The organism is Stomatobaculum sp. (assembly GCF_057248925.1).
Genome location: NZ_DBHIHF010000019.1, coordinates 29,858 through 55,412, shown reverse-complemented (window position 1 = coordinate 55,412; position 25,555 = coordinate 29,858). Strand labels below are relative to the sequence as shown.

Below are 25,555 nucleotides of genomic sequence, written 5' to 3'. Positions count from 1 at the left end.
GGAGTTATAGGACAAAAAGAGTTGGTAGAAAACCCCGCAACGCTAGTAGAATCAAGCGTTGCGGGGTTTTCATCTTCTTTAAAACAAGATGAAGGGTGGACAAAAAGAGTTGGTAAAAAGTGCTTCAAACCCCTGATACACAAGGCTTTTCGCTGCTTACATCTTCGGTGAAACAAAGAGACGAATAAGAGCGGCTTTCCGGTGACGCTATATACACTCACCAGAGCCGCTTTCTGCAAAGGAACTGTTAAAGGTAATGCCGACAGATGGAAGTATTGCAGAGATATACAAAAGACTCTCGCAACAGAAAAAGGTGGAGAGTTCAATCCCGATGTGGGGTGATGCAATCGTATGGAATGAACTCCATAGGACAACTCCCTACCCCGAACTCTGGAGCCAGCACCAACTCTTTTTGTCCGCTTAGCCTCTTTTTGTGCGGAAAGCGGTTCGCTTGGTGTCTCAGTTTCTGAAATTGTCGCGAATCAGGGAGATCAGAATACTTCCCCAGAGCAGCAGCATGTAGACGGACTGTTGATGGTTCTGTTCAAAGCGCTGCAGGGCTTTTAGCTTGGGGTTCCCATCCGCCGCGTTTGGATTTCGGGCTGCAAGCTTCCTACACCTGAAACGCAGCACTTCGGACAGGCAGAACAAGAGGCCGGCAAGCGCAAACAGCGGAATTTTCCGGTCGAGCGCAATGCAAAACGCGCCTGCCAGAACGCTGAGATTTGCGGTGAGTACGCGCACCACAGAGAAAATATAGAGTTGCTTTGCACCGGACATAGCAGAAACCTCCTGTTTCGGTGAAATCAACCGGACGCTTCGAAATGCATTCCGCAAAACAGATTGATTATTGTTTTCCGAAGAGCATGGTTGCGAGCGAATCCCGCTTCAATTCGCGGGTCAGTCTCGACTCCAGATCGGCGAGGTAGGCGCGGGTCTGGCAAGGCTTTTGCGTCGCCTCGATCCACTCGCAGCAGTAGCCGCCGGCGGTGCAGTGGTTCACGCGCTCTTCCGGCTCAAAGACTTTCAGAAGGTCAAAGAGCGTGAGCGCGGAGAGATCCGCCGTGAGGCGCACGCCGCCGCCCACGCCGCGCACGGCGTGAATATAGTCGGAGGCCGCGAGCTTTCGTATGATTTTATAAGCAAATTTTTGCGGAATCAGTTCTTCTTCGCAGAGTGCGCGCATGGTGTGCATATCGCCGTCGCCGAGACCGCGCAGAATGCGGAGCGCGTAGTCGAGTTCCCTTGAGATTAACAAAACAATCCCCCCTCTTCGTGTGAATCCTAAAAGTATACCGAAAAGGGGGGGGAAGAACAAGCTGTTTTTTTCAGAGACTCAGTCGTAGGTTGTCTCCACATCCATCGTGAACAGAATCAGAACGAGGCGGAAGATGTAGTAGGCGGGCAGAAGCCGCGCGACCAGAAAGTAAAGCAGATAGCGCGGGTCCCCCGCTGCGCGGAGTGCCTTCGGATCCAGGTAGACATGGTTCTCATTGTTCTTCGCGTGCAGCGCATAGAAGAAGAGCGCGAGGAAGAGGAGCAGCACCTTCAGGCCGATGCAAAGCAGCGGATCGATGGGCGCATAGGACAAGAGAAGCGCCGTCACAATAGAAGCAACATAGAGATAAAATGCGACGAAACAGAGTTTCTTCCGACTTGCCGGACTCATATTGGTCCCTCCTTCCGAAAACGGTTGCACGCAGCTCTTTTGTATATATTTAGCATAGTACAGAAGGGAGAAAAAACAATAAGTTTAAGCAAGGTGTAAGAAAACTGTCAGAATCAAAACAGTAGCGCCACTCAAATGACGAGCTCACCGCGCTTCATGACGCGGGACACGATGTTCACGCCGGTCCGGTAGGGCAGGAACTGAATTGAGGGATAGTGCAGGAAGATGAGGTCCGCCTGCTTGCCCGGGTCGATGCTGCCGATTTCTTTCTCTCTGCCGACTGCCGCCGCGCCGTTTAAAGTGAGTGCCGTGACGACTTCTTCAATCCGCATGTTCATGTAGATACAGCCGAGCGCAATGAGGAGCGGAATCGAATTGCTGAAGCAGCTGCCGGGATTCAAATCCGAGGCGAGTGCGACCGCACAGCCCGCGTCGATCAGCTTCCGCGCGGGTGCATAGGGTTCCTTTAAGCAGAAGGCCGTGAGCGGCAGGAGAGTCGCAATCGTGTTGCCCTCTGCGAGAAGACGTATGCCCTCATCGGAGGCCTTCAAGAGGTGGTCTGCGGAGTGTGCGCCGCAGCGCACCGCCATCTCGGAGCCGCCGAAGTTTTCTGCAATCTCATCCGCATGGACTTTCAGGCGGAAACCGAGTTTTTTTGCCTCCTGCAGGTACCAGGTAGAGTCCTCGATGTTAAAGACGCCGGTCTCGGTGAAGATATCGGCAAATTCCGCAAGGTCTTCTTTTTTTACCTCCGGCATGACTTCGGTCAGCATGTACCGGAGAAACGCGCGCTCCTTGCCCTTCCATTCGGGGAGTACACTGTGGGGGCCTAAAAAGGTGCGCACCACATCGACTGGGTGGCTCTCGTCGAGTATCTTCATTGCGCGGAGCATGCGGAGTTCGGTGTCCTTATCCATGCCGTAACCGCTCTTGCCCTCGACCGTGGTCACACCGAAGCGGAGCATGGTGTCAAGCCGCTCTTTGCCGACTGCCACGAAATCCTTGACCGAGGCAGCGCGGGTCGGGGTCACGGTCGCATTGATACCGCCGCCCTTTTCCATGATCGAGAGATAGCTCTCACCCTGCAGGCGCCAGCCGAATTCATCGGCGCGATAGCCGCCGAAGAGAAAGTGAGTGTGGGAATCCACGAAGCCCGGCAGAACTGCCTGTCCGCCCGCATCGATGAGCTCCGCCGCCTGGAAATCCACTTTCTTGTCGAGGTCCTCGGTGCTGCCGACCAGGGCAATGTGTCCGTCCTCAATCAGAACGGCACCGTTTTTGATGATGCCGACCTCTTTCATTTCGCTGCCGTGCTTTGCCTTGTCGCCGCTGCAGGTCACGAGCTCTGCTGCGCGGCGGATGTAAGTTCGCTTCATATGCGTTGTCCTCCTCAGAGAGTTAATGTGCTGTCAAATAAAAACCGCGGCGCAGGGGAACTGCGCCGCAGTGAAAACTCAGTGCTTTTCGGTTGCGCGCCGGAATGCCTGCTCGACAAGGCTGTCGCTCGCAATATAGGGCATGGTGATGTGGTCGCTGTCCTTGAACTTTTCGTTGTAGGCCGCAACCGTCTCGATGGAGTGCTCGTTCCGCGCCCAGTTTCTGCGGGAGACACCGACCATGGTATCCCACGGAATCGACTCGCGGATAATCTGATCTGTGAGCTCGCTGCCGTCGAGAACCAGGCCGAAGCCGCCGTTGATGGCCTTGCCGATGCCAACGCCGCCGCCGTTATGGAGTGCAATCAGGCTCATGCCGCGCGCCGCATTGCCGGCGAAGCAGTGGGTTGCCATGTCAGCCGTGAACTGTGAGCCGTCGTAGATGTTGGAAGTCTCGCGGTAGGGAGAATCCGTTCCGCCGGTGTCGTGGTGGTCGCGGCCCAGCATGACCGGTCCGATTTCCCCGTTCCGCACCATCTCGTTGAAGCGGAGCGCAATGTCTCTTCTGCCGAGCGCGTCCTGGTAGAGAATGCGGCACTGGGTGCCGACGACCAGCTTGTTCTTGTCCGCGTCGCGAATCCAGACCCAGTTGTCTCTGTCCTGGAAGCGGCGGTTCGGATCTATGATTTCCATGGCTGCGTGGTCGGTCTTTAAGAGATCCTCGTGCTTACCGGAGAGGCAGCACCAGCGGAACGGACCGTAGCCGTAGTCAAAGAGCATCGGACCCATGATATCCTCGACATAGGACGGGAAGATGAAGCCCTCGGTCGTGTCGCGCTTGTTCTTTGCGATTTCCGGGTTGCCCGCGTCGAAGATGGCCTTCATGAAGGAGTTGCCGTAGTCAAAGAAGTAGGAGCCGCGCTCCACGAGCTTCTGAATCAGGTGGAAGTGCTTTGTCAGGGTCTCATCGACCAGCTTGATAAACTGTTCTCTGTCCTCGGCGAGAAGACGCGTTCTCTCCTCAAAGCTGATGCCCTGCGGGCAGTAGCCGCCGTCGTAGGGGACGTGGCAGGAGGTCTGGTCGGAGAGAAGTTCGATCTTCTCGTTGTGATCGACCGCGTACTGCAGGAGATCCACGATGTTGCCGTGGAAGGCAATCGACATGGGCTCCTTCTTCTCGAGGGACTCGTGTGCGAAGCGGAACGCTTCCTCGGGGGTCTCCGCGACTTTGGAGACCCAGCCCTGGCTGTGTCTGGTCTCGATGCGGGAGTAGTCGACTTCCGCGACAATGCCGACGCCGCCCGCAATCTCGACTGCCTTCGGCTGAGCGCCGCTCATGCCGCCAAGACCGCTGGTCACGAAAAGGTGGCCTGCGAGATCGCCATCCGCCGGTACGCCGAGATACTTACGGCCGGCATTCAGAATCGTATTGAAGGTGCCGTGGACAATGCCCTGCGGGCCGATGTACATCCAGCCGCCTGCGGTCATCTGACCGTAGCTCGAGCAGCCCATCGCGGTGATGCGGGTCCAGTCCTTTAAGTTATCCGCCTCGCCGACCAGCAGACCGTTTGTGATGATGACGCGCGGCGCCTGCTTGTGGGAGTGGAAGAGACCCAGCGGGTGGCCGGACATCACGACTAAGGTCTGCTCGTCGGTCAGCGCCTCCAGGTACTTCTTTAAGAGCTGATACTGCATCCAGTTCTGGCATACCGAGCCGGTCTCGCCGTAGGTCACGAGCTCGTAGGGATAGAGCGCGATCTCGGGGCTTAAGTTATTGTCAATCATGACCTGGAACGCCTTGCCCTGCAGGCAGTTGCCGCGGTATTCATCGATCGGCTTGCCGTGCAACGGCTCCTTCGGCATGAAGCGGTAGCCGTAAATGCGGCCGTGGGTCAAAAGCTCTTCCATAAATTCGTCCGCGAGCGCCTCGTGGAGCTCTTCCGGAACATAGCGGAGCGCGTTTTTCAGCGCTAGCTTTTTCTCGTGATCGGAGAGCTCGAGGTCTCGCCGCGGTGCGCGGCGAAGCTTCGGGTCGAATTTCGGATATTCGGGGAGCACAGCGTCAAGCTTGATGGTCATGCAAGCGCCGATTTCCTGGTTGGTCATGGGGCACCTTCCTTTCTGCAGATCGTGCAAACACAGTCAGAACTATTTCATGATTGAGACCCAGTATAAACGGGTAGAGTCGAAAAAACGTCTAATTTCGGAGGAATAAAAGGATTAAATTTGACGGTTATGCTGGACTTTGCTGTCGGCTCGCTCCTATAATAAGGGCAGAATGAAAGAGGAGGCAGGGAAGTTGGAGACAATCGAGATTCGGTTTCTGGGCAATCCGGAGATTCGGAGAAACGGAACCCGCGTGAGTTTTCCGTACCGCAAGGCAGAGGCCTTTTTCTATTACCTTGCCTACCGGCAGCGCGCAAGCCGCGAGGAGCTGATTCATCTGCTCTGGGGCGACGAAGAGGAGAGCACCGGCAGAAAAAAACTCAGGGACGCGGTCTATCAGGTGCGGCGTCAGCTCGGCAGCGAGGTGCTGACGAGTCAGGGAAACGCGGAACTCGCCCTCTCCGCAGAGGTGCGGCTCTCGACCGACTTATCGCGCTGCGACGCACCGTTTCTCGAGCATTTTTTTGTGAAGAACTGCTACGAGTTCGAGGAATGGGCCGAGGGTGTCCGCAGTGAGCGGCAGCGGCAGGACAGCGCAGTCGCCAGACAGCAGTATGAGGTGGCCTATCAAGAGGAGGATGTCGCGGGGATGCAGCGCGCGGCAAAAGTGCTGCTCGCGGAAGACCCGTTTAACGAGGCTTTATATCTGGAACTCATGCAGCGCTATGCGACCTGCGGGCAGCATCACATGGCGCTCCGCCTGTATCGCGACATGGAAAAACTGTTCCGCGAGGAGCTCGAGACAGCCCCCTCCCACGAGGCGACACAGCTGTTTCAGCAGATTTTTACCATGAAAGAGCAACTTCCGCCGGTCGAGGAGAAGAGCAGCGGTCCGGGCCACATCGGCCGCGAAAAAGAACTGCTCGAAATCAGCGGTTTTTTGCAGGCGGGCGGCACAAAGAGTATCGCCCTGATTGAGGGCGAAGAGGGATGCGGCAAGACCGGTTTTCTCGATGCCTGCCGGAAGCTCGCGGCGGGGAACGGGATGCTTGCGCTCCACGCAATCTGTTACCGCCAGGGCGCCGAGTTTTTCCTGAGTCCGTTCGGCGATATCTTTGAAGAGCTGCGTCAGCTCGCCGCGGAGGGGAAGCTCGGCGATATTTCGGAGGAGGAGACTGCTTTGACGATTGCCGAACTTGCGGGCGGCGTGGAGGAGGGCAGCGGCTATCTCCGCTACCAGGCGGTGGAGCAGCGGCTCCTGGGTCTCTTGCAGTCTCTGTGCCGGAAAAAGCGCGTGCTCATCACCATCGATGAAATTCAGTGGATGGATGAGGTGAGTTACCGTCTGCTCCTAAAGTTGTTGCAGAGTCTCGACGCCGCACAGCTTCGGCTGATCTGCACTTACCAGGGGCAGGAGGAGGCAAAAGTTGTGCGGCAGCTGGAGCGCCCGGTTCGCGAGGATCGCGTCCGGTTTCTCGCGCTGAAGCCGTTTTCGCGGGCGGAGTCTGACCGCATTGTGCTCCGCGTGTTTCCGGAATTCCGGGAGACGCCTGAGCGCCTCGCCGCGCTTTATGAGATGACTGAGGGCAATGCCTTCTTTTTACAGGAGATGATTGCGCTGATTCGGGAAAAGGGCTTTGTGCTCCGGAAGACCCCCAAGATTGACCGTCTGATTGCGGCCAGACTCTCCGGTCTCACGGGCGCCGAGCGAGAGGTACTCTCCTGCATGGCAATCTTTCCGGAAAAAATCAATATGGAAGAACTCGAGTACCTCCTGCCGCATATGAATCGTCTGGAACTACTCGGGCATCTCGAGAGTCTCGAGGGCAACCGGCTGATTCAGGAGCTCACGGTCGGATTTGAGGTCTGCTACAAGTTTGTGCACCGTGTCTTCCAGGAATATCTCTATGAACAGCAGAGCGCGGGGCGCACGCGGCTTTATCACCGCATGCTCGCCGAGTACTATGAGCGTACACAAGGCGGGCGCTACGCAGCACTGCCTGTCATTGCGCACCACTGGATGCGTGCCCTCTGCCCGGTCAAGGCCTACGGCTACCAGATTCGCTATTTGCAGGAGTTCTATACGATACTGAACGAGAACTTTCCGATTGTGCACTCGGAGATCACCGATCTCGACGGGCAGTTCGGCGCGCTCGCGGAGGCGGAGAAGATGCTGGAGCTCGCCAAGAACGTGATACGCCTCGAGGACAATTCGCCCGAAGTGAGCCGCATGAAAATGCAGATGTTATATATTCTCGGGCGGCACGACATCGCGGCCGGACACTACGACAGCGGTATCGCGGCGATCGAACAGTGCATGATGGCGGCGCGGCGCTACGCGGACCTCGATATGCTCTTTTCCTGTTATCTGCAGCATATTTTTCACGGCATTCAGACTTTAAACCTCGAAAAAGCGGAGCGCTATACAGCGCTCGGATTAGAAGAGTCGGCGGAAGGTCACGCCGAGATGCACGCGGCGTTTCGGCGTCTTTGCGGCTGGTGCCTGTTAAGACGGGGGCAGTTTGAAGCGGCGAATGCAGCGCTTCGGGAAGCGCGCAGTGCGTTTGAGGCGCTCGAAGCGGAACAGGCGGAGAAGTCTCCGAAGTACCGCGCGAGCATTGCGGCCTGCATTGCCTACTGCGGAGACATTGAGCGGTTGCAGGGCAAGCTCGAAGCGGCGCTCGCCGCCTACCGGGACGCCGCGACCATCGGCAGTGTCTCCGGAGAGACAAACGGGATGGCGCAGATTTATTCCGGCATCGGGCAGCTGCTCTATCTGCTCGGGCGGGATGCCGAGAGCGGCGAATACCTGACCCGGGCTGCCGGCATCCTCACGGCGAGCAACTATCGCTGGGGGCTCGAGCGAACCGAGTGCTACCTCGCGCTGCTGGCAATCCGACAGAGACAGACTGCGGCAGCGGCGGAACATCTCAAAAAGGCCCGCTACATAGCGGAGCGAATCCGGAATCCGGAGACGGAAGAATTGCTTCGGGAAGCAGAGGTCGCGCTTGCGCGCGCAGAGGGGCGGTAGTCCCGCCCTTTTTGCATGTAATTGAGAGGGGCAGTCGGCTGCGCTGTCCTATTTTGCGGACTCGGATTGATGCAGTGTCACTTTGCGGCGGACAGAGCGGAGCGGCAATTCCTAAATTTTTCCACAAATATTTCTCTAAAAAAACATAAATAGACGCTTTTTTGACGGGACTTCTGTAGACTGTACTTGAAAAAATTGCTGAAAGCACACAGCTTTGCAGACAGGAGGACATAGAGAGATGGAGAAGATTCTGATTACCGGACAAGATCTGACCGTGGAGCAGATTGTTGCGGTCTGCCGGGAACACGCGGTCGTGGAGCTCTCGCCGGAGAGCAGAGAGGCAGTTCTGGCTTCCCGGAAAATTGTCGATGATCTGGTCGCCGAGAAAAAGGTGGTCTACGGCATTACGACGGGCTTCGGCAAGTTCAGCGATGTCGTCATCAGCACGGACGAGTGCAAGGAACTGCAGAAGAACCTGATTATCACGCATGCGGTCGGCGCGGGCGATCCCTTCCCGGAGGATGTGGCGCGCGGCATGCTGCTGCTCCGCATCAACAATCTCTCGAAGGGGTACTCCGGCATTCGCCTCGAGACGCTTGAGACCATGATTGCGATGCTCAACAAGGGCGTGACACCGTTCATTCCCGAGAAGGGTTCGCTCGGCGCATCCGGTGATTTGGCGCCGCTTTCGCACATGGTTCTCGTGATGCTGGGACTCGGCAAGGCTTACTACGAGGGCGAGTTGCTCTCCGGCGCAGAGGCGATGAAGAGAGCCGGCATTCCGGTTGTTGAACTCTCGGCAAAGGAAGGGCTTGCGCTGAACAACGGCACCCAGGCGATGACTTCGGTCGGCGCTCTCGCACTTCACGATGCGACACAGCTCTTAAAGATTGCCGACATTGCGGATGCGCTCTGCTTTGAGGCGCAGAACGGTGTCATGGATGCACTCGAGGACAGAGTCCATGCGATTCGCCCGCACGAGGGCCAGGGCAAGACCGCAAAGAACCTGCGCCGTCTGCTCGCAGACTCGAAGAATACGACCCGTCAGGGTGAGATTCGCGTGCAGGACGCTTACTCGCTCCGCTGCAGCCCGCAGATTCACGGTGCTTCGAAGGACGCGGTGAAGTATGTGCAGGGCAGAGTGGACATTGAGATTAACTCGGTCACGGATAACCCGCTCATTTTCAAAGAGGACAGAGCCGGTATTTCCGGCGGTAACTTCCACGGCCAGCCGATGGCACTGCCGTTTGACTTCTTAAAGATTGCGGAGGCAGAGCTTGCAAATGTCTCGGAGCGCCGCATCGAGAGACTGGTGAACCCTGCGTACTCGGCACTGCCGGCTTTTCTGACCCCGCACGGCGGCGTCTGCTCCGGTTTCATGATTGTGCAGTATTCGGCGGCGGCTCTGGTCTCGGAGAACAAGGTTCTCGCACATCCGGCGAGCGTGGACAGCATCCCGAGCTCGGCCGGTCAGGAGGACCATGTCAGCATGGGCACCATTGCGGCGCGCCAGGCAGCGGAAATCGGCAAGAATGTGCGCAGAGTCCTCGCGATGGAACTCATGGTTGCCTGCCAGGGCATTGATATGCGCGGCAACAAGGGACTGGGACGCGGCACGCAGGCGGCGTATGACCTCGTGCGGAAGGGGTGCGCATACCTCGACGATGACAGAGAGCTCTACGAGGATATCAACTACTGCGAGCGGATTCTCACGGACGGCTCCCTGATTCGGGCGGTTGAGGCGGCCATCGGCGGAGAACTGGAAGTCTGACAAAAGAGCGCTCTGAGGCGCAATCAAACAGAAAAGAGGAGAGTATGGAAGAGACAAAGACAGGCAGCAAGAAAGTAAGACTGCCGAATTTCATTGAGGCGCTTATTCCCATCGTCGTCATGATGGGACTCATGTTACTCGGGTATGTCGGAAAGACGGGCTATACGGATGCGCATATGCCCCTGGTCGTATCGATTTGCGTCGCCTGCATCATCGGCGGCCTCTGCGGCCACAGCTTCTCGGATATGCTTGCAGGTATGCTGGATCGTCTGAATGCGACGATGGAAGCAATTTTGATTCTCTGCACCGTCGGTATTCTGGTTGCATCCTTCATCATGTCGGGAACCATCCCGGCTGTCATCTATTACGGGTTGGATCTTCTGACCCCGCGGCTTTTCCTGCCGGTCGGCTGCATCATGTGCGCGATTGTAGGTCTTGCCTGCGGTTCTTCCTGGACCGCAACGGCGACCATCGGTATTGCCTTCCTCGGCATCGGTGCGGGGCTCGGCATCAACCCCGCAATCACCGCCGGTATGATTATCTCCGGCGCATACCTCGGCGATAAGTTCTCGCCGCTCTCGGATACCACCAACCTCGCGGCGGCGGTTGCCGGCACGGGACTCTTCGATCACGTGACGGCAATGGTTTCCACGACGGCGCCGACTTTTGTGATTGCCCTGATTCTCTATACAATACTCGGCATCAACATCAACACCGCGGGCTACGACCCGGAGGTTGCAGCAGGTCTGCAGACTGCGCTCGCTTCGAAGTTCAACATCAACCCGCTGTTGCTGATTCCGATTATCGTGGTCATCGCAGCCTGCGTGATGAAGCTCCCGGGTCTGGTCGGTATTGCCGTCTCGGTCTTCTGCGGCGTGCTCTTTGCGGCGATTTTCCAGGGTATGACCGGCATCGGCACTATCTTCAACACGCTGCACTACGGCATCACGGTTGAGACCGGAAACGAAATCGCGGACAAGCTCTTAAACCGCGGCGGTATGGATCACCAGATGTGGACCATCAACCTGATACTCCTTGCAGTCGCCTACGGCGGTGCGCTGGAGCGTTGCGGTTGCGTCGACGCGCTGTTTGGCGGCCTCAAGAATAAACTGCACTCGGTCGGTCAGCTGGTGCTTGCAACCCTGCTCACCTCGCTCTTCTGCGATGCGACCATGTGCGACCAGTTCCTCGGCATCGGTGTTCCGGCACCGCTCTACAGTGACAAGTACGATGAGATGGGACTTGCGCGCAACATGCTCTCGAGAACCCTCGAGGACTGCGGCACCCTCTGGGCGGTTATGTTCCCGTGGACGGGCTGCGGCGCATATCAGATGGGCGTGCTCGGTGTACACCCCTTCGCATACTTCCCGTTCGCTTTCGTGAACCTGCTGAACCCGATTTATGCGGCAATCACGGCCTTCCTGGGACGCAATGTCTTCTGGGCAGACGGCGCGTATACCAATATCTTCGGCAAGACCACGATGCATAAGCCGGCGGCCGCACCCGAAGAGGCGCATGAGGTAGCCCTTAAGAATCTTGAGAGACTGCGCGCGGAGGGCAAGGCGCCGAAGGTTAGCAAGTAAGGTGCCCCTGCTCCGCAGAAAGACGGAGCGATAAGACAAATCAAGACAGAAAGGAAAACACATGCTTCCATGGGAGAATGAGGGGGGCGTCGTCTATACGGCGCGGGAGTTGCGGCCCCGAAAACGCTGGGTCACTTACGGAGGCTACTGCCTCGCGGTGCTCTTACTCGCGGCGGGCCTCCTGACCCGCTACCGCATCGCCCTGCTCTTCGGCGCCCTTTACCTCTTGGCGCTCCTCATGGACAAGCAGGTGGTTGTGAGCGAAAAGGGAATCGAGCAGTTCTATCAGATGCGTATCACGACGCACTACGAGTGCTATCCCTGGAATGAGATCGATACCGTGGTTCTCGAGGACAGGGGGCATCCCACACTTGCAGCCTTATATTTCCGGCGGGGCGACAAGACAAAGCGGCTCTTTTTTGACAAGGAGGACGCGGAGAAAATCCTCTTGCTCGCCCGCAAACAGAATTCCGCAATGCGCATAGAGCGCGTGGAGAAAAAGTAAAGAGGAAAGAGCGCCCGGCGTGCCGGGCGCTCTTTCCTTCCGCCTTGCGAAAGACTACAATGCGTAGTATAGAAACAAGTTAAAGCAAGCAGAGGCGGGGCGTATGACGGACAAACCGGTTTTAGACATCTTTTCAGTCGAACGGAGGAGAAAAGCGATGAAGGTGAGAAAGAGAACCGCAAAGGATTACCGCGTGAGCCGCTGGAGCGGCGGGGAGACCAGAGAGTTTTTGCTCTTTCCGGAGGGCGCAAGCTATGCCGGACGGGATTTTCTCTGGCGCGTGAGTTCGGCGACCGTGGAGCTTCCCGAGAGTGATTTTACGCCGCTGCCGGATTACCGGAGGTTTCTCACGCCGCTCAGCGGCGCACTTCGCCTCTCGCAAAACGGCGGCGCCTTCCGGGCGCTCGGCGCGCTCGAGGTGCTCGAGTTCGACGGCGGGGCCGAGACCAAGTCCCGCGGCGAGGTGACGGACTTTAATTTGATGCTCCGGAAGGGCGCGGCGACCGGCGGTATGACAACGGCCGTGCTGGGGGCGGGAGAGAGCTGCCGACTCGCCGACCTGTTCCCGGCAGAAGCGGCAAAGAGCGAGGCCCTTCTGCTATACTGCTATGCGGGAGCGGCAGCGCTCCGGAGCGCGGAAAAGGAGTGGGTCGCAGAGGTCGGCGCCTATTTGCTGCTCTCGCCGGAAGAGGGAGAAACTGCGGGACTTCCGCTCGCCGATATGGAACTGTTGGCGGTCGCGGAACATACGATTCTTGCCTTTGCGTGGATGCGGAGGCTCTGAGAGGAAGAGATGATGAAAGAAATTTTTGAGAGAAGAAGTGTGAGAAAGTTTGCGGCGCGGGAGGTGGAAGCGGAAAAGTTGGAGGCAGTGCTCCGCGCCGGTATGGCAGCGCCCTCGGCGGGAAACCAGCGCCCCTGGGAGTTCTATATCGTGAGAGACCGTGAGAAGCTCGAGGCCCTGTCGCAAATCAGCCGCTATGCGGGACCGGTCGCCGCAGCCCCGCTCGCGATTGTCGCGGTCTGCGACCCGGCGGGCAAGCGTTTTGCCGAGGTTGCACCGACCGACATGGCAATCTGCACCGAACACCTCTGGCTCGGCGCCGTCTCTGAGGGGCTCGGGGCTGTCTGGATCGGTGTGTATCCCTTTGAAGATCGCGTGAAACTGGCGAATCAGATTCTGGGAATTCCGGCGGGACAGTTTGTGTTCTCCGTTTTGCCGCTTGGCTATCCCGCGGAGGAAAAAGCGCCGGAGGATCGCTTTGATCCCGCGCGCATCCATGAGGTGTAAGCAAAAATGTATGAAACAATAAGATTTAAAACGACTAACCGTTATGAAATACATAAGTATAAAATCTAAAGGATTTCTAAACAAATATTGAAAAACAGAGGGAACTGTACTAATCTGTCAAATGTTTATCAATCCCAAAGTCTCGGGATTGCAAGTGTCTGGAAAGGGAGGAACAGTTATGGCAACATTTATGATTGGCCTCGCGATTCTGATCTGTGGCGGATTTTTGTACGGCTCTCTCTGTGAGCGCGTCTTCGGCCCGGACAACCGTGAGACCCCTGCGTATGCGAAGCAGGACGGCGTGGACTATGTCCCGATGCCGACCTGGAAGAATGCGTTAATTAACCTTTTGAACATTGCGGGAACCGGCCCCATCCTCGGGCCGATTCAGGGTATTTTGTTCGGACCGATTGCGCTGCTTACGATTCCGATCGGCAATGTGATCGGCGGTGCGATGCACGACTACTTCGCGGGCATGATCTGCACGAGAGACGGCGGCATCCAGATGCCGGACATGGTCAAGAAGTACACGAACAAGGGCGTCTTCTGGGTCTATGACATCTTTGTCTGCGTTCTCTTGCTTCTGGTTGGCGCGGTCTTCATTTATACGCCCGGCGATATTGCGGCGACGCAGGTCTTCGGTTTCTCGGGCGGCGCAACCGATCCGACAACCTGGATCATCTACGGCGCGATTTTTGTCTACTACTACATCGCAACGGTGTTCCCGATCGATAAGATCATCGGCCGCGTCTATCCGATTTTCGGTGCGGTTCTCGTGTTCTCGGCAGTCGGTGTCTTCATCGCGATGGTTGTCTTCCGCTATCCGCTTGTGAACATCTGGGACAGCTGGAACACCGGTGCGTTCGCATACGGTGACTACTTCTTCGGCGTCGGCGATATGAAGTCCTTCGGTCACTTTATGCCGATCTTCTTCGTGACGGTGGCCTGCGGTATTCTCTCGGGCTTCCACTCGACGCAGACCGCACTGATTGCGCGCACCATAAAGAGCGAGCACGAGGGCAAGATGACCTTCTACAATATGATGATTGTCGAGGGCTTTATCGCAATGGTCTGGGCAGCGGGTACGATGGCGCTGATTCAGATGGGTGCCGCAAAGGGCGGCCTCACGATGCAGTTTGACAACGGCGTGCTGAAGTACTTCCAGCAGGCGGCGGACGGTAGCATGAAGGCAATTTCCGCGACCTCGGTGGTCGGTGTGCTCTGTCGAAAGGCACTCGGCCCGGTCGGCGGTGCGATTGCTCTGATCGGTGTCATTGTGCTCCCGGTTACCTCCGGTGACACGGCACTTCGCGCACTGCGCCTCACGATTGCGGATACCTTCCACATCAAACAGGATAACAACGCGCGCCGTCTGGCGCTTGCAACGCCGATTTTTGTGCTGGTCTTCGGCATTCTGATCTGGTCGAAGTTTGACGCAAACGGCTTTAACCAGCTTTGGAGATACTTCGCTTGGTCGAATCAGGCGATGGCACTCTTTGCACTCGCAGCAGCTGCGATTTACCTCCTGATTGAGAAGAAGGGCGCCTATGTCTGGATGCCGTTGATTCCGGGTATCTTCTATACGATCGTCTGCGGCAGCTACATTCTGAACGCAAAGATCGGTTTCCACCTTCCGTGGAATGCGGCTTACATCGGCGGCGTTCTGCTCGCGGTGCTCTACACCGTCGCAGTTTTTGTGCGAGGCAAGAGACCCGCAAACACCCTTTGACAGTAGAAAGAGGTCCGGCATTGACCGGGCCTCTTTTTTTCAGATTTTGAGACGAAGAGAGGAAAAGAGATGAGAGAAGAAAGTCTGGATTTTTTGCGCGCCGAGGGGGTTTCGGCGCAGTTGCTGGATGAGGTGCTCGCGTTTCGCAAGTACTATAAGCTGGATGAGGCCGAAGCGGCGCGTGTGCCGGTGCCGCTCTATCCCTACTACGGCCGGGAGGTCTGGGAGGAGGCGCTGAGCGCTCTGCTCGCGGGAGAGCATCTGCTCCTTACGGGCGGCAAGGCGAGCGGCAAGAATGTGCTCGCGGAGGGACTGGCGGCTGCTTTCGGGCGCCCGCTCTGGGACATTTCCCTCTATGTGAACGCGGATGCCGCGAGCTTAATCGGGACGGACACTTTTCGGGACGGTGAGGTGCAGCTTCGGAAGGGACCGGTGCTTCGCGCGGCCGAGTGCGGCGGTTTCGGTGTGCTCGATGAAATCAATATGGCGAAGAATGAGAGTCTCGCGGTGTTGCACGCGGCTCTCGACTTTCGTCGCGTCATCGATATCCCCGGCTATGACCGCGTGCAGCTTCACGAGGCGACCCGCTTCATCGGCACGATGAATTACGGCTACGCGGGTACGCGAGAATTAAACGAGGCACTTGCCTCCCGTTTCCTCGTGATTCAGATGCCGGTGATTCCGGAGGCCGATGTGCAGCGCCTATTGCTTGGCAAATATCCGACGCTCCGCCCCGAATATGCGGCGCAGTTTGCGGCACTCTTTGACGAAATCCGAAAGAAGAGCGAGAGCGGCGAGATCAGCAGTCGCGCGCTGGATCTCCGCGGTATGATTGCCGCCATCGGCATGATGGCGCGCGGGCTTTCGCCGGTGAGAGCGCTGCGCCTCGGCGTCGTGAACAAATGTTTTGACGGCTACGAGCAGACCCTGGTCAGCGATCTCGTCGCAGCGCGGCTGCCGGAGAGCCTCGAAGCGGGCCGTATTTTCGCATGAAACTGAACGAATTCGAGAAGCGGCGCGCCGCAAATCTGATCTGGAATGCCGCGGGCAATTACGGCATATCCCCGGGCTTCCGGATGTATGACGCGAAGGGGAGAGCGGATCTCTACTGGAACAGCATCATCGGCGCCGCGCACCGCTACTATGACTGGGACAGGCTGATGGAATTTTATCAGAGCTTTCATGAGACCGTAGACCAGGGCGTCTATGAGAGCTTGTTCTGGCTCGCGCTCGAGAACAGCACCTTTGAGAAGATGCGCGCGGAGCGCCCGGCTGCGGCGGTGCTCCGCGAACACTATGCGAGGGAACAGTTGAAAAATTTCATGCCGAGCATCGCGGAGAGCCGCGAGGGCTGGATTCTGGAGGGACATTACCGGACGGCGCTCGGCGAGGATTCGGGACTGCCGGACCTCGTGGACCGGAAGCTGCTAAAGGCCTTGGAGCTGCCGGGAGATCTCGACACGGAGGCGTGGATACAGGAAGTCGGCAAGACCCTCGCCCACTATTTTACGTATTTGCCGGGCGCACCGGCATCCGCGCAGAAGCACAGGCGCTTTGCGCTGCCGAAGTTTGTCTTCCGGAAGCGGCGCACGGCGGAGGAGGCCGAACCGCTGCAGCCGAATGTGCGGCGACTCGCGATGGGATTCGGCGAGGCGCTGCCGAAAGAGGGCAGTGAGACGGGCATAAAAAACTTCGGCGAGCGTTATCAGGAGAAGACCGAGGCGCAGCTTTGGCAGTATATTCACGACTACTTCGGCGCGCCGCTCTACGAAAAAGCAAAGGAGCGGGAACTTACGGCCGAATTTTGTACGGGTGCCCACGCGGGGAGCCGCCTCTATCTGACTGACGGGCGACTGCCGAAAGAAGAGCGCGACAAACTGAAGGGTTTTCCGAAGCGCATGCGCCGCGAAATGGAACTGCGCTATGAAAAGACGAAGCGCGCGCACGAGGGCGACCTCGCGCGGGACCATGTGGCGGTCACAGAACTCAGAGAACATCTTAAAAATGCGCTGCAGCAGCTCCGCGACCCCGTGGACATTCCGAGCAAAGCCGGGCAGCTGATCCCGGGGCGTCTGTACCGTGCACTCTGCCTGAACGACAACCGGATTTTTGCGAAGCGGCTGCCGGGTGACGAGAGCCAGGTGAGTGTGGACATACTCCTCGATGCGAGCACTTCGCAGGAACAGAGGACAGAACTGGTCGCGCGGCAGGCTTACATTCTGGCCGAGAGCCTGAGCGCCCTGAAGGTACCGCTTCGCGTCTGGGGCTATCTCTCGATGAGCGGCTACACGGTGCTGACCCGGTATCTCGACTACGGCGAGCGGGGCAAAAATCAGGAGATTTTTCGCTACTTCACGGCGGGCGCGAACCGGGACGGTCTCGCCTATCGCGCGGTCTGCGGTCTTATGGAAGAGTATCCCGCCGAGCGGAAGATTCTGATTGTCTTAAGCGATGTGAAGCCGAATGATATGGTGAAGATACGCTACGAAGGGCAGGATCAAGCTTATAGCGGCAAGGCTGCCGTCGAGAATTGCGCCGAAGAGCTCAGACAGGCGCGGGGGAAGGGCATCACGCCGCTCTGCGTCTACACCGGAGATGAGGCGGGGATAGCGGATGTACAGCGGATTTTCGGGCAGAACTTCGTGAAGATCAATTCGCTGAACCGCTTTGCGGCGGCTGCTGGGAAACTTCTGGAAGGGGCGCTCTCGAATCCTGCTTAGCAGCGAGGCGGAGTTTTCGCCGGATCTGGTTCAGGCGCCGCTCGAGATAGCCGCGGTTCATGTACTCGGCGAGCACATACTGGTCGAGTGCCGGGACGGTGCAGGCGTAGAAGCCGAGATGCTCGCGGTAACTTTCGAGGAGGCGTTTCGGGAGCACCATATAGGCGATGCGCATCGAGGGCGCGAGCGTTTTGGTAAAGGTATTGAGGTAAATCACAGAGTCGTTGGAGTCCATCGCATAGATGGTCTCCAGCGGCTTTTTTTGGAGCGAAAACTCGGAGGCATAGTCATCCTCCACGAGAAAAGCAGTTCTCTCTTTGGCCCAGCGGAGGTATTCCCAGCGCTTCGCGGCGTTTGCGGTCACGCCGCTCGGAAAGCTCTGATAGGGTGTCACATGAAGGAGAGCGGCACGGGAGGAAGCGAGTCCCTCGGCGCTCACCCCGTAGGCGTCGAGCGGCAGGAGTTCGTAGGGGCGGGCGTAGGCGCTGTAGACGAGGCGTATCTTCTCATAGGACTGCGCCTCGATGCCGTAGAGTGCCGCGCGGGGCAGGAGCTGCGCGACCAGTCCGTAGAGGTACTCGGTGCCGGAGCCGATTACAATCTGCGCGGGATCCGCCTGCATGCCGCGGTAGCGGAGCAGATAGGCGCTGATTGCCGCGCGGAAACGAAGTACGCCTTGGTTTTCGGGGCGGGCGAGGAGCTCATTCGGGAAGCGGAGCAGCACATCGCGGACAATGTGGGAGAAGGGCGTAAAGGGGAAGTCGGCCGCGAGTTCGCCGAGGGAGGCGTGCGGTGCGGTGCTTTCGGCTTCGGAAGTCGCGGGGGCGGAAGTTGTGTTTGCGTCCGCGGCGGGGCCTTCGGGCGCAGGCATCGGTTCCGCGGTGAGAGCGGGTTGCAAGTCCGCCGTCGCAGCCGGATTTGCACTGCCGCTTTCCGGAATCGTGAGTGCGGAGACAAAAAAGCCGCTCCGCGCCTTGACCTCGAGATAGCCCTCGTCGAGCAGGGCCGCGTAGGCGCTGCCGACGGTCGAGAGACTTAGGCCGAGGTGCTCCGCGAGCGCGCGCTTGGAAGGCAGGCGCTCGCCGGGAAGCAGTTTCTTTGCGAGAATGTCGCGCCGTATGGCGTGGTAGAGAAAGCGGTACTTGCGCTGCTTTCCGCGCGCGTCCATGAAGTAAGTGAGCATGAGAGCCTCCGTTCAAGCTGCTGTGATTTTGCTGACTGGTATGATTTTATCGCAAACTGATATCATTAAAAATATGAAAACTGAATCTTTTTTATATCCAGTTTTGCGCTACAATCGTACTCATCGAAACAAAGGGGGATGATGTCATGACAGGAAAACAGATAGCAACAGCGACAAACACAGATCAGAGACTTCATAAAATCGTATTGACGGGACTCATGGCGGCGCTCTGCTACGCGGCCTTTGCGTTTTTGAAAATTCCGATTCCGACGCCCGGCGGCGGTATGGTGGCCCTGCATGTCGGCAATGCCTTCTGCGTGCTCGCGGCGCTCTACCTGGGCGGCGTGTACGGCGGTCTTGCGGGCGCCATCGGCATGACGATTGCGGATTTAATGGATCCGAAGTATGTGACGTCCGCGCCGAAGACCTTTTTGCTCAAGTTCTTAATCGGTTTGATTGCGGGCTTCATCGCACATAAGCTCGGCCACATTACGGAAGATCACGACAGAAAATATCTCTTTTTCTGGACGCTCCTCGCTTCGGCGGTCGCGCTCGGCTTTAATGTGATTGCGGATCCGATTGTGGGCTATCTCTATAAGACCTATCTGCTCGGCATTCCGCAGGATGTGTCGAAGATTATGGCGACCTGGGCGGCCGGAGTGACTGCAATCAACTCAGTCGCGGGCACTGTGGTCGTGGTCATTGCCTATGCGGCGCTGCGTCCGGTTCTGAAGAAAGCAGGGCAGTTCTTCTACTTGGGGTAAAGATATGCGGCGCTTCGAAGCAAGGAAGCGGGGCGTAGAGACAGAGAGATATCTGACAGTGATTTAGGCTGCGGCAGGTTGCCGCAGCTTTTCTTGTTGTCAAAGTGGCAGAAACAGGCTATACAAGATAAAAACGGCGAGACAGTCAGGAGGGACGGAATGAAACGGGTGTATCTCTTTGATGTGGACGGGACGCTCTGGGACAGTGCGCGGGTGGTCACGGATTCCTGGAACGAGGTATTGAAAGAGAGACGGGGGAGAGGGACGCTCACGGTCGACGACATGCACAGCTTTATGGGACACACGATGGACGAGATTGCGGTGCGCATCTCGCCGGACGCAGACCCTGAGGAGCAGAGAGAAATGATGGACGCCTGCATGCGCCATGAGATTCACTATCTGGAGTCGCACAGCGGCTATTTTTATCCGGGGGTGCTGAAGACGCTCCGCGCCCTGCATGAGAGCGGCAAGGAACTCTACATTGTCTCAAACTGCCAGGAGGGCTATATTGAGTCCCTGCTCGCAGCGGGAAATTTAAGCAGCGGCGAGGACGGCGTGATTCGCGATTTCATTTGCTACGGCGAGACGAGACGCCCGAAGGGAGAAAATATAGAGCTGATTCTCGAGCGGAACGAACGCAGCCCGGAGGAGGCCGTGTACATCGGGGACACCGAGATGGATCAGGCCGCGGCTGCGGAGGCCGGCGTCGATTTTTACCATGTGCGTTACGGCTTCGGGCGGGTTCACGGGGCGCTCCGCGAGCTCGACTCCCTCGAAGAACTCTTAGAGGACTGAGGCAGAGCGGTAAACTGAGGCTTGTCAGAAGGGAGGCAGTCTGCTATGCTGAATAGGCATTTTGGGCTGTCGCCAAGCGGTAAGGCAAAGGACTTTGACTCCTTCACTCGACGGTTCGAATCCGGCCAGCCCAGGCACGCAGCGGGAGCGCAAGCTCCCGCTGTTTTTTTCGCAAGGTATTTATTTTCTTTTGCGCAGGCGGCTCTTATAATACTGCTGTCAGGCAACTGTGTTTTGAAATGAGGTAAGAGACATGTATCTGGAGAACATCAACAGCCCTACGGATGTGAAGAAGCTGAGCATAGAAGAGATGACTGTGCTCGCGGCCGAGATGCGCGAGGCGCTCATCGTTCGCGCGAGCCGGCACATGGGGCATGTGGGGCCGGATCTCGGCTTTATCGAGGCGACGATTGCGCTCCACGCGGTATTCTCCTCACCGGAAGATAAAATCATCTACGACATCTCCCACCAGACCTATCCGCACAAGATGCTGACCGGGCGGCGGGAGGCCTACACGGACCCCGCGCACTACGACGATGTCTCGGCCTACTCGAATCCGAAGGAGAGCCCGCACGACTTCTTTGAACTCGGGCATACCTCGGTCTCAATCGATCTCGCGCTCGGGATGGCAAAGGCTAGGGATTTGCTCGGCGGAACGGAAAAAGTAGTCGCGGTCATAGGCGACGGCTCACTTTCGGGCGGCGAGGCGCTCGAGGGGCTCAACACCGCGGGCGAATTCAGGGGGCAGTTTCTCATCCTGGTGAACGACAACCAGATGTCAATCGCCGAGAATCACGGCGGGCTCTATGCTTCGCTGAAGGCGCTCCGCGAGAGCAACGGGACTTCCGAGAATAACTTGTTCCGCGCGATGGGCCTTGACTACCGCTATGAGGCGGCGGGCAATGACATCGGCGCGCTGATTCGGGCACTGAATGCGGTGAAGGACTTGAATCATCCGGTTGTGCTCCACATCAATACCCTTAAGGGCAAGGGCTATGGTCCTGCGGAGACCCGGAAGGAGGAGTTCCACTGGCACTTCCCCTTCGACCGGGAGAGCGGCGAGACCCTGCCGGACTTCCGCTTTGAGGGCGAGAGCTATGAGGAGGCGACCGCAGACTTTCTCTTACAGGCAGCGGCGGAAGATCCCGCCGTGCTCGTTTTGACTTCCGGCGTGCCGGGCACCATCGATTTAACGCCCGAGCGCCGCGCTGCGCTCGGAAGGCAGTACCTCGATGTCGGCATTGCGGAGCAGACAGCGCTCGCCATCGCCTCGGGCGCGGCAAAGCGCGGGGCAAAGCCGGTCTACTTTACAGAGGCAACTTTCTTACAGCGCGCCTACGACCAGCTGGTTCACGATATTTGCATCCAGAAGAGCCCGGTCACGATATTGCTCGGCAGCGCCTCGCTCTTCGGTATGAGCGATGTGACGCACAGCGGCGTACTGGCACTCCCGATGCTTTGCAATATCCCGGAACTCATTGTGCTCGCGCCGACCTCGGTCGAAGAGTACTTGAGCATGCTCCGCTGGTCCCTGAAGCAGAGAGAAAATTCGGTCGCGATCCTGATTCCCTCCACCGAACTTTGCCACGCGACGGTACCAGTACGGGAGAATTTTTCGCTGCCCGCGCGCTATGAAATTGTGCAGCGAGGTAAGGAACTCGCGATTCTCTCTCCCGGCGATATGCGACTGCTCGGCGAAAAGACAGCCGCAGTGTTCGAAGAGAAGTACGGCATACGCCCGACTCTTATGAACCCGGGCGTGGTCTCGGATCTCGATGAAGCGCTGCTGGAAGCGCTCAGGGAGGAGCACCGCGCCGTGCTGGTGCTGGAAGACGGTCTGCTCTCCGGCGGCTTCGGGGCGAAAGTGGCGGGCTTCTACGGAGACAGCGAGATGAAGGTCTTGCTCCGCGGCCTTCCGAAGGCCTTTTATGACCGCTACCGCATCTCCGCGCTCTTAAAAGCGCAGGGCATGACGCCCGAACAGCTTGCGGAAGCTTGCGCGGCGGCAATCGAGGCGAAATAATCTTTGAGAGGAGGCCGGATGAAGCGCTATATCTCAGATTTACATTTTTTTCACGACAAGTTAAACCGCGAGATGGACTGCCGGGGCTTTGCCTCCCTCGAAGAAATGCACGCGCATATGATTGACGCCTGGAATCAAACGGTGTCGCCGAAAGATGAGGTGTTCATCCTCGGCGACTTCTCGGTGGGGAAGGCCGAGCAGACCAATGAAATTGTGCGGCAGCTGAAGGGTGAGCTCTATCTGATTCGAGGCAATCACGACTATTTTCTTAAAAAGAGCACCTTTGACCGCAGCCGCTTTCACTGGATTCAGGACTACGCGGAATTTCACGACGAGGGGAGAAAGGTGATACTCTCGCATTATCCGGTTTTTTGCTACAACGGGCAGAACCGGCTGACCGCAGAGGGGGAACCGCGGAGTGTCATGCTCTACGGCCATCTGCACGACACGTTCGACGAAGTGCTTGTGAACCGCTTCATCGCGGAGACGCAGGCGGCGAAGCGCCCACAGAGAGACAGAGAGACAGGGGAAATCCTCGAAAAGGACATCCCCTGTCTCATGATTAACTGTTTTTGTATGTTTTCGGAGTACCGTCCGCTCGGTCTTCTCGAGTGGATTGCGCTTGACCGGGCGCGGCGCCTCAGTGCACTGCAACGCGATAGCCGATAATCATGCCGTTTTGCTCGGCATAGAAGCAGTCAAGGCCGCCCGCCGGCCGCACCTCGACCGAAGCGGTCTGAAACGTCTCCCGAATGGCGCTTGCCAGCGCCTCGGCGACCGGCTGGTTCAGGCAGTGTACAATCACGACTTCCTGAACGGCGCGTCCTTTTTCTTTCAGGTCCTGTACGATTGCGTCCAGGACTTTTTTTGTGCCGCGAACCTTGCCCTTGATTTGTATGGTTCCCTCGGGGCTCGCGATGCCGATGCCCCAGAAGCCGAGCGTATTCGCAAGAAAACCGGTCAGGCGGCTCATGCGCCCGTTCCGAATCAGATTGTTAAACGAGGAGAGCGCATAGACAATGAAGGTGCGGTCTATGAGGGTCGGGATGCGGGAGATAATCTCCGCATAATCCAAGCCGTCCAGAATCATGCGCGCGGTCTCGCGGATTAAGAGCATAATCGAGGGACCGTCCGTCCGCGTGTTAAAGACGGTGATGCGTTTTCCCGGTTCCTCTTCCTCGACCATGAGGCGCGCGGTCTCGGCACTCTGAAAGCTGCCCGAGAGCTCGGAGGAAATGGTGAAGGCAATCACATCGCCGGGTTTCCGGAAGGCCTCGGCAAAGGCAGCCGGAGAGGGGCAGGAAGTGCGGGCGGTCTTACTCTTTTGCAGGTCCGCCATCATCTCCGGAATCGAAACAGTTCCGTCGTCCACATATTCCTTCTGATCGGTATAGAGGTAAAAGGGGACGCTCTGGTACAGAATATCTTCACGCTTTTCTTCAAAGCGTATGTCGTCGCAGCTGGAATCGGTCACGATATTCCACATAGCAGACCTCCTGAAAACAATGTCATCGGTGATTTTATTATAGCGCGAAAGCAGTATGTCGTCAAAACGGATGCATTCGGAAATTGTTGCGGAGTTCTTACGAAATAAAGTCGATTTAATAACTTCTATTGACCCGAGGTGCCCGTTTTTTTATGATAGCGCTGTCAAATGAATTTTGCTTTTGCCTGTGCCAGAGTTAGGGCGCAGGCCGGAAAGAGGGGAGTCTCACTTATGAAGAAGAAGGGAATGTTCGGAAAGTTTGCGCGCAGTCTTGCTGCCTGCGCGATGACAGCATCGCTCGCGGCACTCAGCCTGCCGCTCAGTGCGTTTGCGGCCGGCAATGCAAAGCTGTCGCTTCGTCACTTCACGGCGGGAAGCGGTGTTGCGGTACAGGGAGATGCAAGCGTGCAGGTATTTCTCACGAGTGCGCCGGGCACCTATTCGCTGGAGAGAAACGGCGAAAAGCAGGAGATTCGCTTTGCGACGCTCTCGGATGCGGTTCGCGCGCAGTACGGCGTGGATAGCGCGTACGCGAGCTATGCGACCGTGAACCTCTACGGCAACGACGCGGCGAAAATCGACGGCCTTGCGGACGGCACGAGCTATTTTGTGAAGGAGGATACCGCAAATCTTTCGAGTGTCTACGCGAGAGAACCCTACTACTTCAGCAACCAGGGTTCGGTTTCCGCGCATGCGGAGACCGAGACGGTCAGCGTTGACCACAGAACGGGCGAGACCCCGGTCGTGATTCGAAAGACCTGGGATGACAGCAATAATGTCTCGGCTCGTCCGGCGGAGATCAAGGTCCGCTTCGATGCGCTGGACGCGGAGCAGAATGTGATTCCGGGCAAGTCGAGAATTGCGACTGTTCGGCCCAATGCGGACGGACAGTGGTACTTTGTCGAGGGTCTGCACCAGCTCGAGAGAGCGACGGATGCCAATGCGGTGCGCGCTTCGCGCTCCAACGCACAGCTTGCGAGCGCCTCGGAGGCAGAGCGAGAGGGCGAGGTGCAGTCGGTGCATTCCTACAGACTGTCCGAGGTTCTGGGCGGCGGAAACTATGTGTTGCGTTTCCCGGCGGCAAGCCGAATCCGCGCGGTGGGGCAGGATATGAACTTTGACCTCGTAAACAGCTACTATTTCTCGAGCAGCAGCAGCGGCGGCGGAAGCTACACCGGCAGCGGCAGAATGTCGGGGAGGAGCGCAGCATACCGGGGCAGCGCGACGAACACGAGCGCGACAGTGCCGGGCAGCGGTGACAGCAACTTTACGCCGTCGGCCAATGCGACGGTCGACGGTACCGGCAGACTGACGGCGCCAAGCACAGGGACGGCGCTCCGCAACGCGGGGAACAGACTTGCGGGACAGGCGCGTGTCAGCGGCAGAAAGGGCAGAATGCCGAAGACAGGTCAGCCGGCAAGTGCGGCGGCAGTTTTCTGCGCAGCCGGTCTCGGTGTCCTTCTTTTCTTCCGGAGAAAAGAAGAGATCTGAGTCATCTTTTCAAAAGTACAGTCGGGTTTGAT

21 protein-coding genes and 1 tRNA gene are annotated in these 25,555 nt (G+C 57.7%); 15 read left to right on the top strand and 7 right to left on the bottom strand.

The annotated features are described in order from the left end of the window. Positions 1-459: 459 nt before the first annotated feature. From ACO4XG_RS08120 to ACO4XG_RS08100, 5 genes are all read right to left on the bottom strand, one after another. Positions 460-780 (bottom strand): hypothetical protein, encoded by a 321-nt coding sequence (locus ACO4XG_RS08120; protein ID WP_308509473.1) that lies wholly within the window; start codon positions 778-780, stop codon positions 460-462. A gap of 67 nt (positions 781-847) precedes the next feature. Further along, positions 848-1,258, bottom strand: coding sequence for an RrF2 family transcriptional regulator (locus ACO4XG_RS08115; RefSeq protein ID WP_308509472.1), 411 nt, complete (start codon positions 1,256-1,258; stop codon positions 848-850). A gap of 78 nt (positions 1,259-1,336) precedes the next feature. After that, positions 1,337-1,669, bottom strand: a complete 333-nt coding sequence (locus tag ACO4XG_RS08110; protein WP_308509471.1) for a hypothetical protein — start codon at positions 1,667-1,669, stop codon at positions 1,337-1,339. 131 nt (positions 1,670-1,800) lie between these two features. Beyond that, positions 1,801-3,045 (bottom strand): imidazolonepropionase, encoded by a 1,245-nt coding sequence (hutI, locus tag ACO4XG_RS08105; RefSeq protein WP_308509470.1) that lies wholly within the window; start codon positions 3,043-3,045, stop codon positions 1,801-1,803. A 78-nt stretch (positions 3,046-3,123) separates the two neighbouring features. Continuing rightward, positions 3,124-5,151: a urocanate hydratase gene (locus tag ACO4XG_RS08100; protein ID WP_308509469.1), complete on the bottom strand. Its 2,028-nt coding sequence runs from the start codon at positions 5,149-5,151 to the stop codon at positions 3,124-3,126. Between the two features lie 193 nt (positions 5,152-5,344). Here ACO4XG_RS08100 and ACO4XG_RS08095 point away from each other — a divergent pair, with 193 nt between their 5' ends. The 9 genes from ACO4XG_RS08095 to ACO4XG_RS08055 all read left to right on the top strand — a co-directional run bounded on the left by ACO4XG_RS08095 (position 5,345) and on the right by ACO4XG_RS08055 (position 17,781). Beyond that, positions 5,345-8,182 (top strand): ATP-binding protein, encoded by a 2,838-nt coding sequence (locus ACO4XG_RS08095; protein ID WP_308509468.1) that lies wholly within the window; start codon positions 5,345-5,347, stop codon positions 8,180-8,182. A gap of 238 nt (positions 8,183-8,420) precedes the next feature. After that, positions 8,421-9,953 carry a histidine ammonia-lyase gene (gene hutH, locus ACO4XG_RS08090; protein ID WP_308509467.1) on the top strand — a complete coding sequence of 511 codons (1,533 nt, stop codon included), beginning with the start codon at positions 8,421-8,423 and terminating at the stop codon, positions 9,951-9,953. A 44-nt stretch (positions 9,954-9,997) separates the two neighbouring features. After that, positions 9,998-11,536, top strand: a complete 1,539-nt coding sequence (gene nhaC, locus ACO4XG_RS08085; protein ID WP_308509466.1) for a Na+/H+ antiporter NhaC — start codon at positions 9,998-10,000, stop codon at positions 11,534-11,536. A gap of 61 nt (positions 11,537-11,597) precedes the next feature. Then, positions 11,598-12,041 (top strand): hypothetical protein, encoded by a 444-nt coding sequence (locus tag ACO4XG_RS08080; RefSeq protein WP_308509465.1) that lies wholly within the window; start codon positions 11,598-11,600, stop codon positions 12,039-12,041. 157 nt (positions 12,042-12,198) lie between these two features. Then, positions 12,199-12,825 carry a HutD/Ves family protein gene (locus ACO4XG_RS08075; protein WP_308509464.1) on the top strand — a complete coding sequence of 209 codons (627 nt, stop codon included), beginning with the start codon at positions 12,199-12,201 and terminating at the stop codon, positions 12,823-12,825. A gap of 9 nt (positions 12,826-12,834) precedes the next feature. After that, positions 12,835-13,332 carry a nitroreductase family protein gene (locus ACO4XG_RS08070; protein WP_308509463.1) on the top strand — a complete coding sequence of 166 codons (498 nt, stop codon included), beginning with the start codon at positions 12,835-12,837 and terminating at the stop codon, positions 13,330-13,332. 178 nt (positions 13,333-13,510) lie between these two features. Then, positions 13,511-15,061 (top strand): carbon starvation CstA family protein, encoded by a 1,551-nt coding sequence (locus tag ACO4XG_RS08065; protein ID WP_308509462.1) that lies wholly within the window; start codon positions 13,511-13,513, stop codon positions 15,059-15,061. Between the two features lie 69 nt (positions 15,062-15,130). Further along, positions 15,131-16,054: an AAA family ATPase gene (locus tag ACO4XG_RS08060; RefSeq protein ID WP_308509461.1), complete on the top strand. Its 924-nt coding sequence runs from the start codon at positions 15,131-15,133 to the stop codon at positions 16,052-16,054. Further along, the gene (locus ACO4XG_RS08055; RefSeq protein WP_308509460.1) at positions 16,051-17,781 is read left to right on the top strand and encodes a vWA domain-containing protein; all 1,731 of its coding nucleotides are present in this window, start codon (positions 16,051-16,053) and stop codon (positions 17,779-17,781) included. Before ACO4XG_RS08060 ends, ACO4XG_RS08055 begins: the two co-directional genes overlap by 4 nt. Here ACO4XG_RS08055 and pdxR read toward each other — a convergent pair. Then, a complete protein-coding gene (gene pdxR, locus ACO4XG_RS08050) occupies positions 17,711-18,964 on the bottom strand; it encodes a MocR-like pyridoxine biosynthesis transcription factor PdxR (protein WP_308509459.1) in 1,254 nt (417 codons plus the stop codon). The two genes, ACO4XG_RS08055 and pdxR, sit on opposite strands and share 71 nt — an antisense overlap. A 146-nt stretch (positions 18,965-19,110) precedes the next feature. Here pdxR and ACO4XG_RS08045 point away from each other — a divergent pair, with 146 nt between their 5' ends. From ACO4XG_RS08045 to ACO4XG_RS08025, 5 genes are all read left to right on the top strand, one after another. Continuing rightward, positions 19,111-19,728 (top strand): ECF transporter S component, encoded by a 618-nt coding sequence (locus ACO4XG_RS08045; RefSeq protein WP_308509458.1) that lies wholly within the window; start codon positions 19,111-19,113, stop codon positions 19,726-19,728. Positions 19,729-19,887: 159 nt separating this feature from the next. Beyond that, positions 19,888-20,523, top strand: coding sequence for an HAD family hydrolase (locus ACO4XG_RS08040; RefSeq protein WP_308509457.1), 636 nt, complete (start codon positions 19,888-19,890; stop codon positions 20,521-20,523). 62 nt (positions 20,524-20,585) lie between these two features. After that, positions 20,586-20,657, top strand: a tRNA-Gln gene (locus ACO4XG_RS08035). A gap of 119 nt (positions 20,658-20,776) precedes the next feature. After that, positions 20,777-22,546 carry a 1-deoxy-D-xylulose-5-phosphate synthase gene (locus tag ACO4XG_RS08030; RefSeq protein ID WP_308509456.1) on the top strand — a complete coding sequence of 590 codons (1,770 nt, stop codon included), beginning with the start codon at positions 20,777-20,779 and terminating at the stop codon, positions 22,544-22,546. 18 nt (positions 22,547-22,564) lie between these two features. Then, positions 22,565-23,215, top strand: coding sequence for a metallophosphoesterase family protein (locus ACO4XG_RS08025; RefSeq protein ID WP_308509455.1), 651 nt, complete (start codon positions 22,565-22,567; stop codon positions 23,213-23,215). Here the strand turns inward: ACO4XG_RS08025 and ACO4XG_RS08020 are convergent. Continuing rightward, complete coding sequence (locus tag ACO4XG_RS08020; protein WP_308509454.1) at positions 23,187-24,032, bottom strand: DegV family protein; 846 nt, start codon at positions 24,030-24,032, stop codon at positions 23,187-23,189. The genes ACO4XG_RS08025 and ACO4XG_RS08020 overlap by 29 nt on opposite strands. Before the next feature lie 231 nt (positions 24,033-24,263). On the opposite strand from ACO4XG_RS08020, the gene ACO4XG_RS08015 reads away from it, so the two are divergent. Continuing rightward, entirely contained in the window at positions 24,264-25,523 is a 1,260-nt protein-coding gene (locus tag ACO4XG_RS08015; RefSeq protein WP_308509453.1) for a hypothetical protein, read from the top strand. The last annotated feature ends 32 nt before the right edge of the window (positions 25,524-25,555 follow it).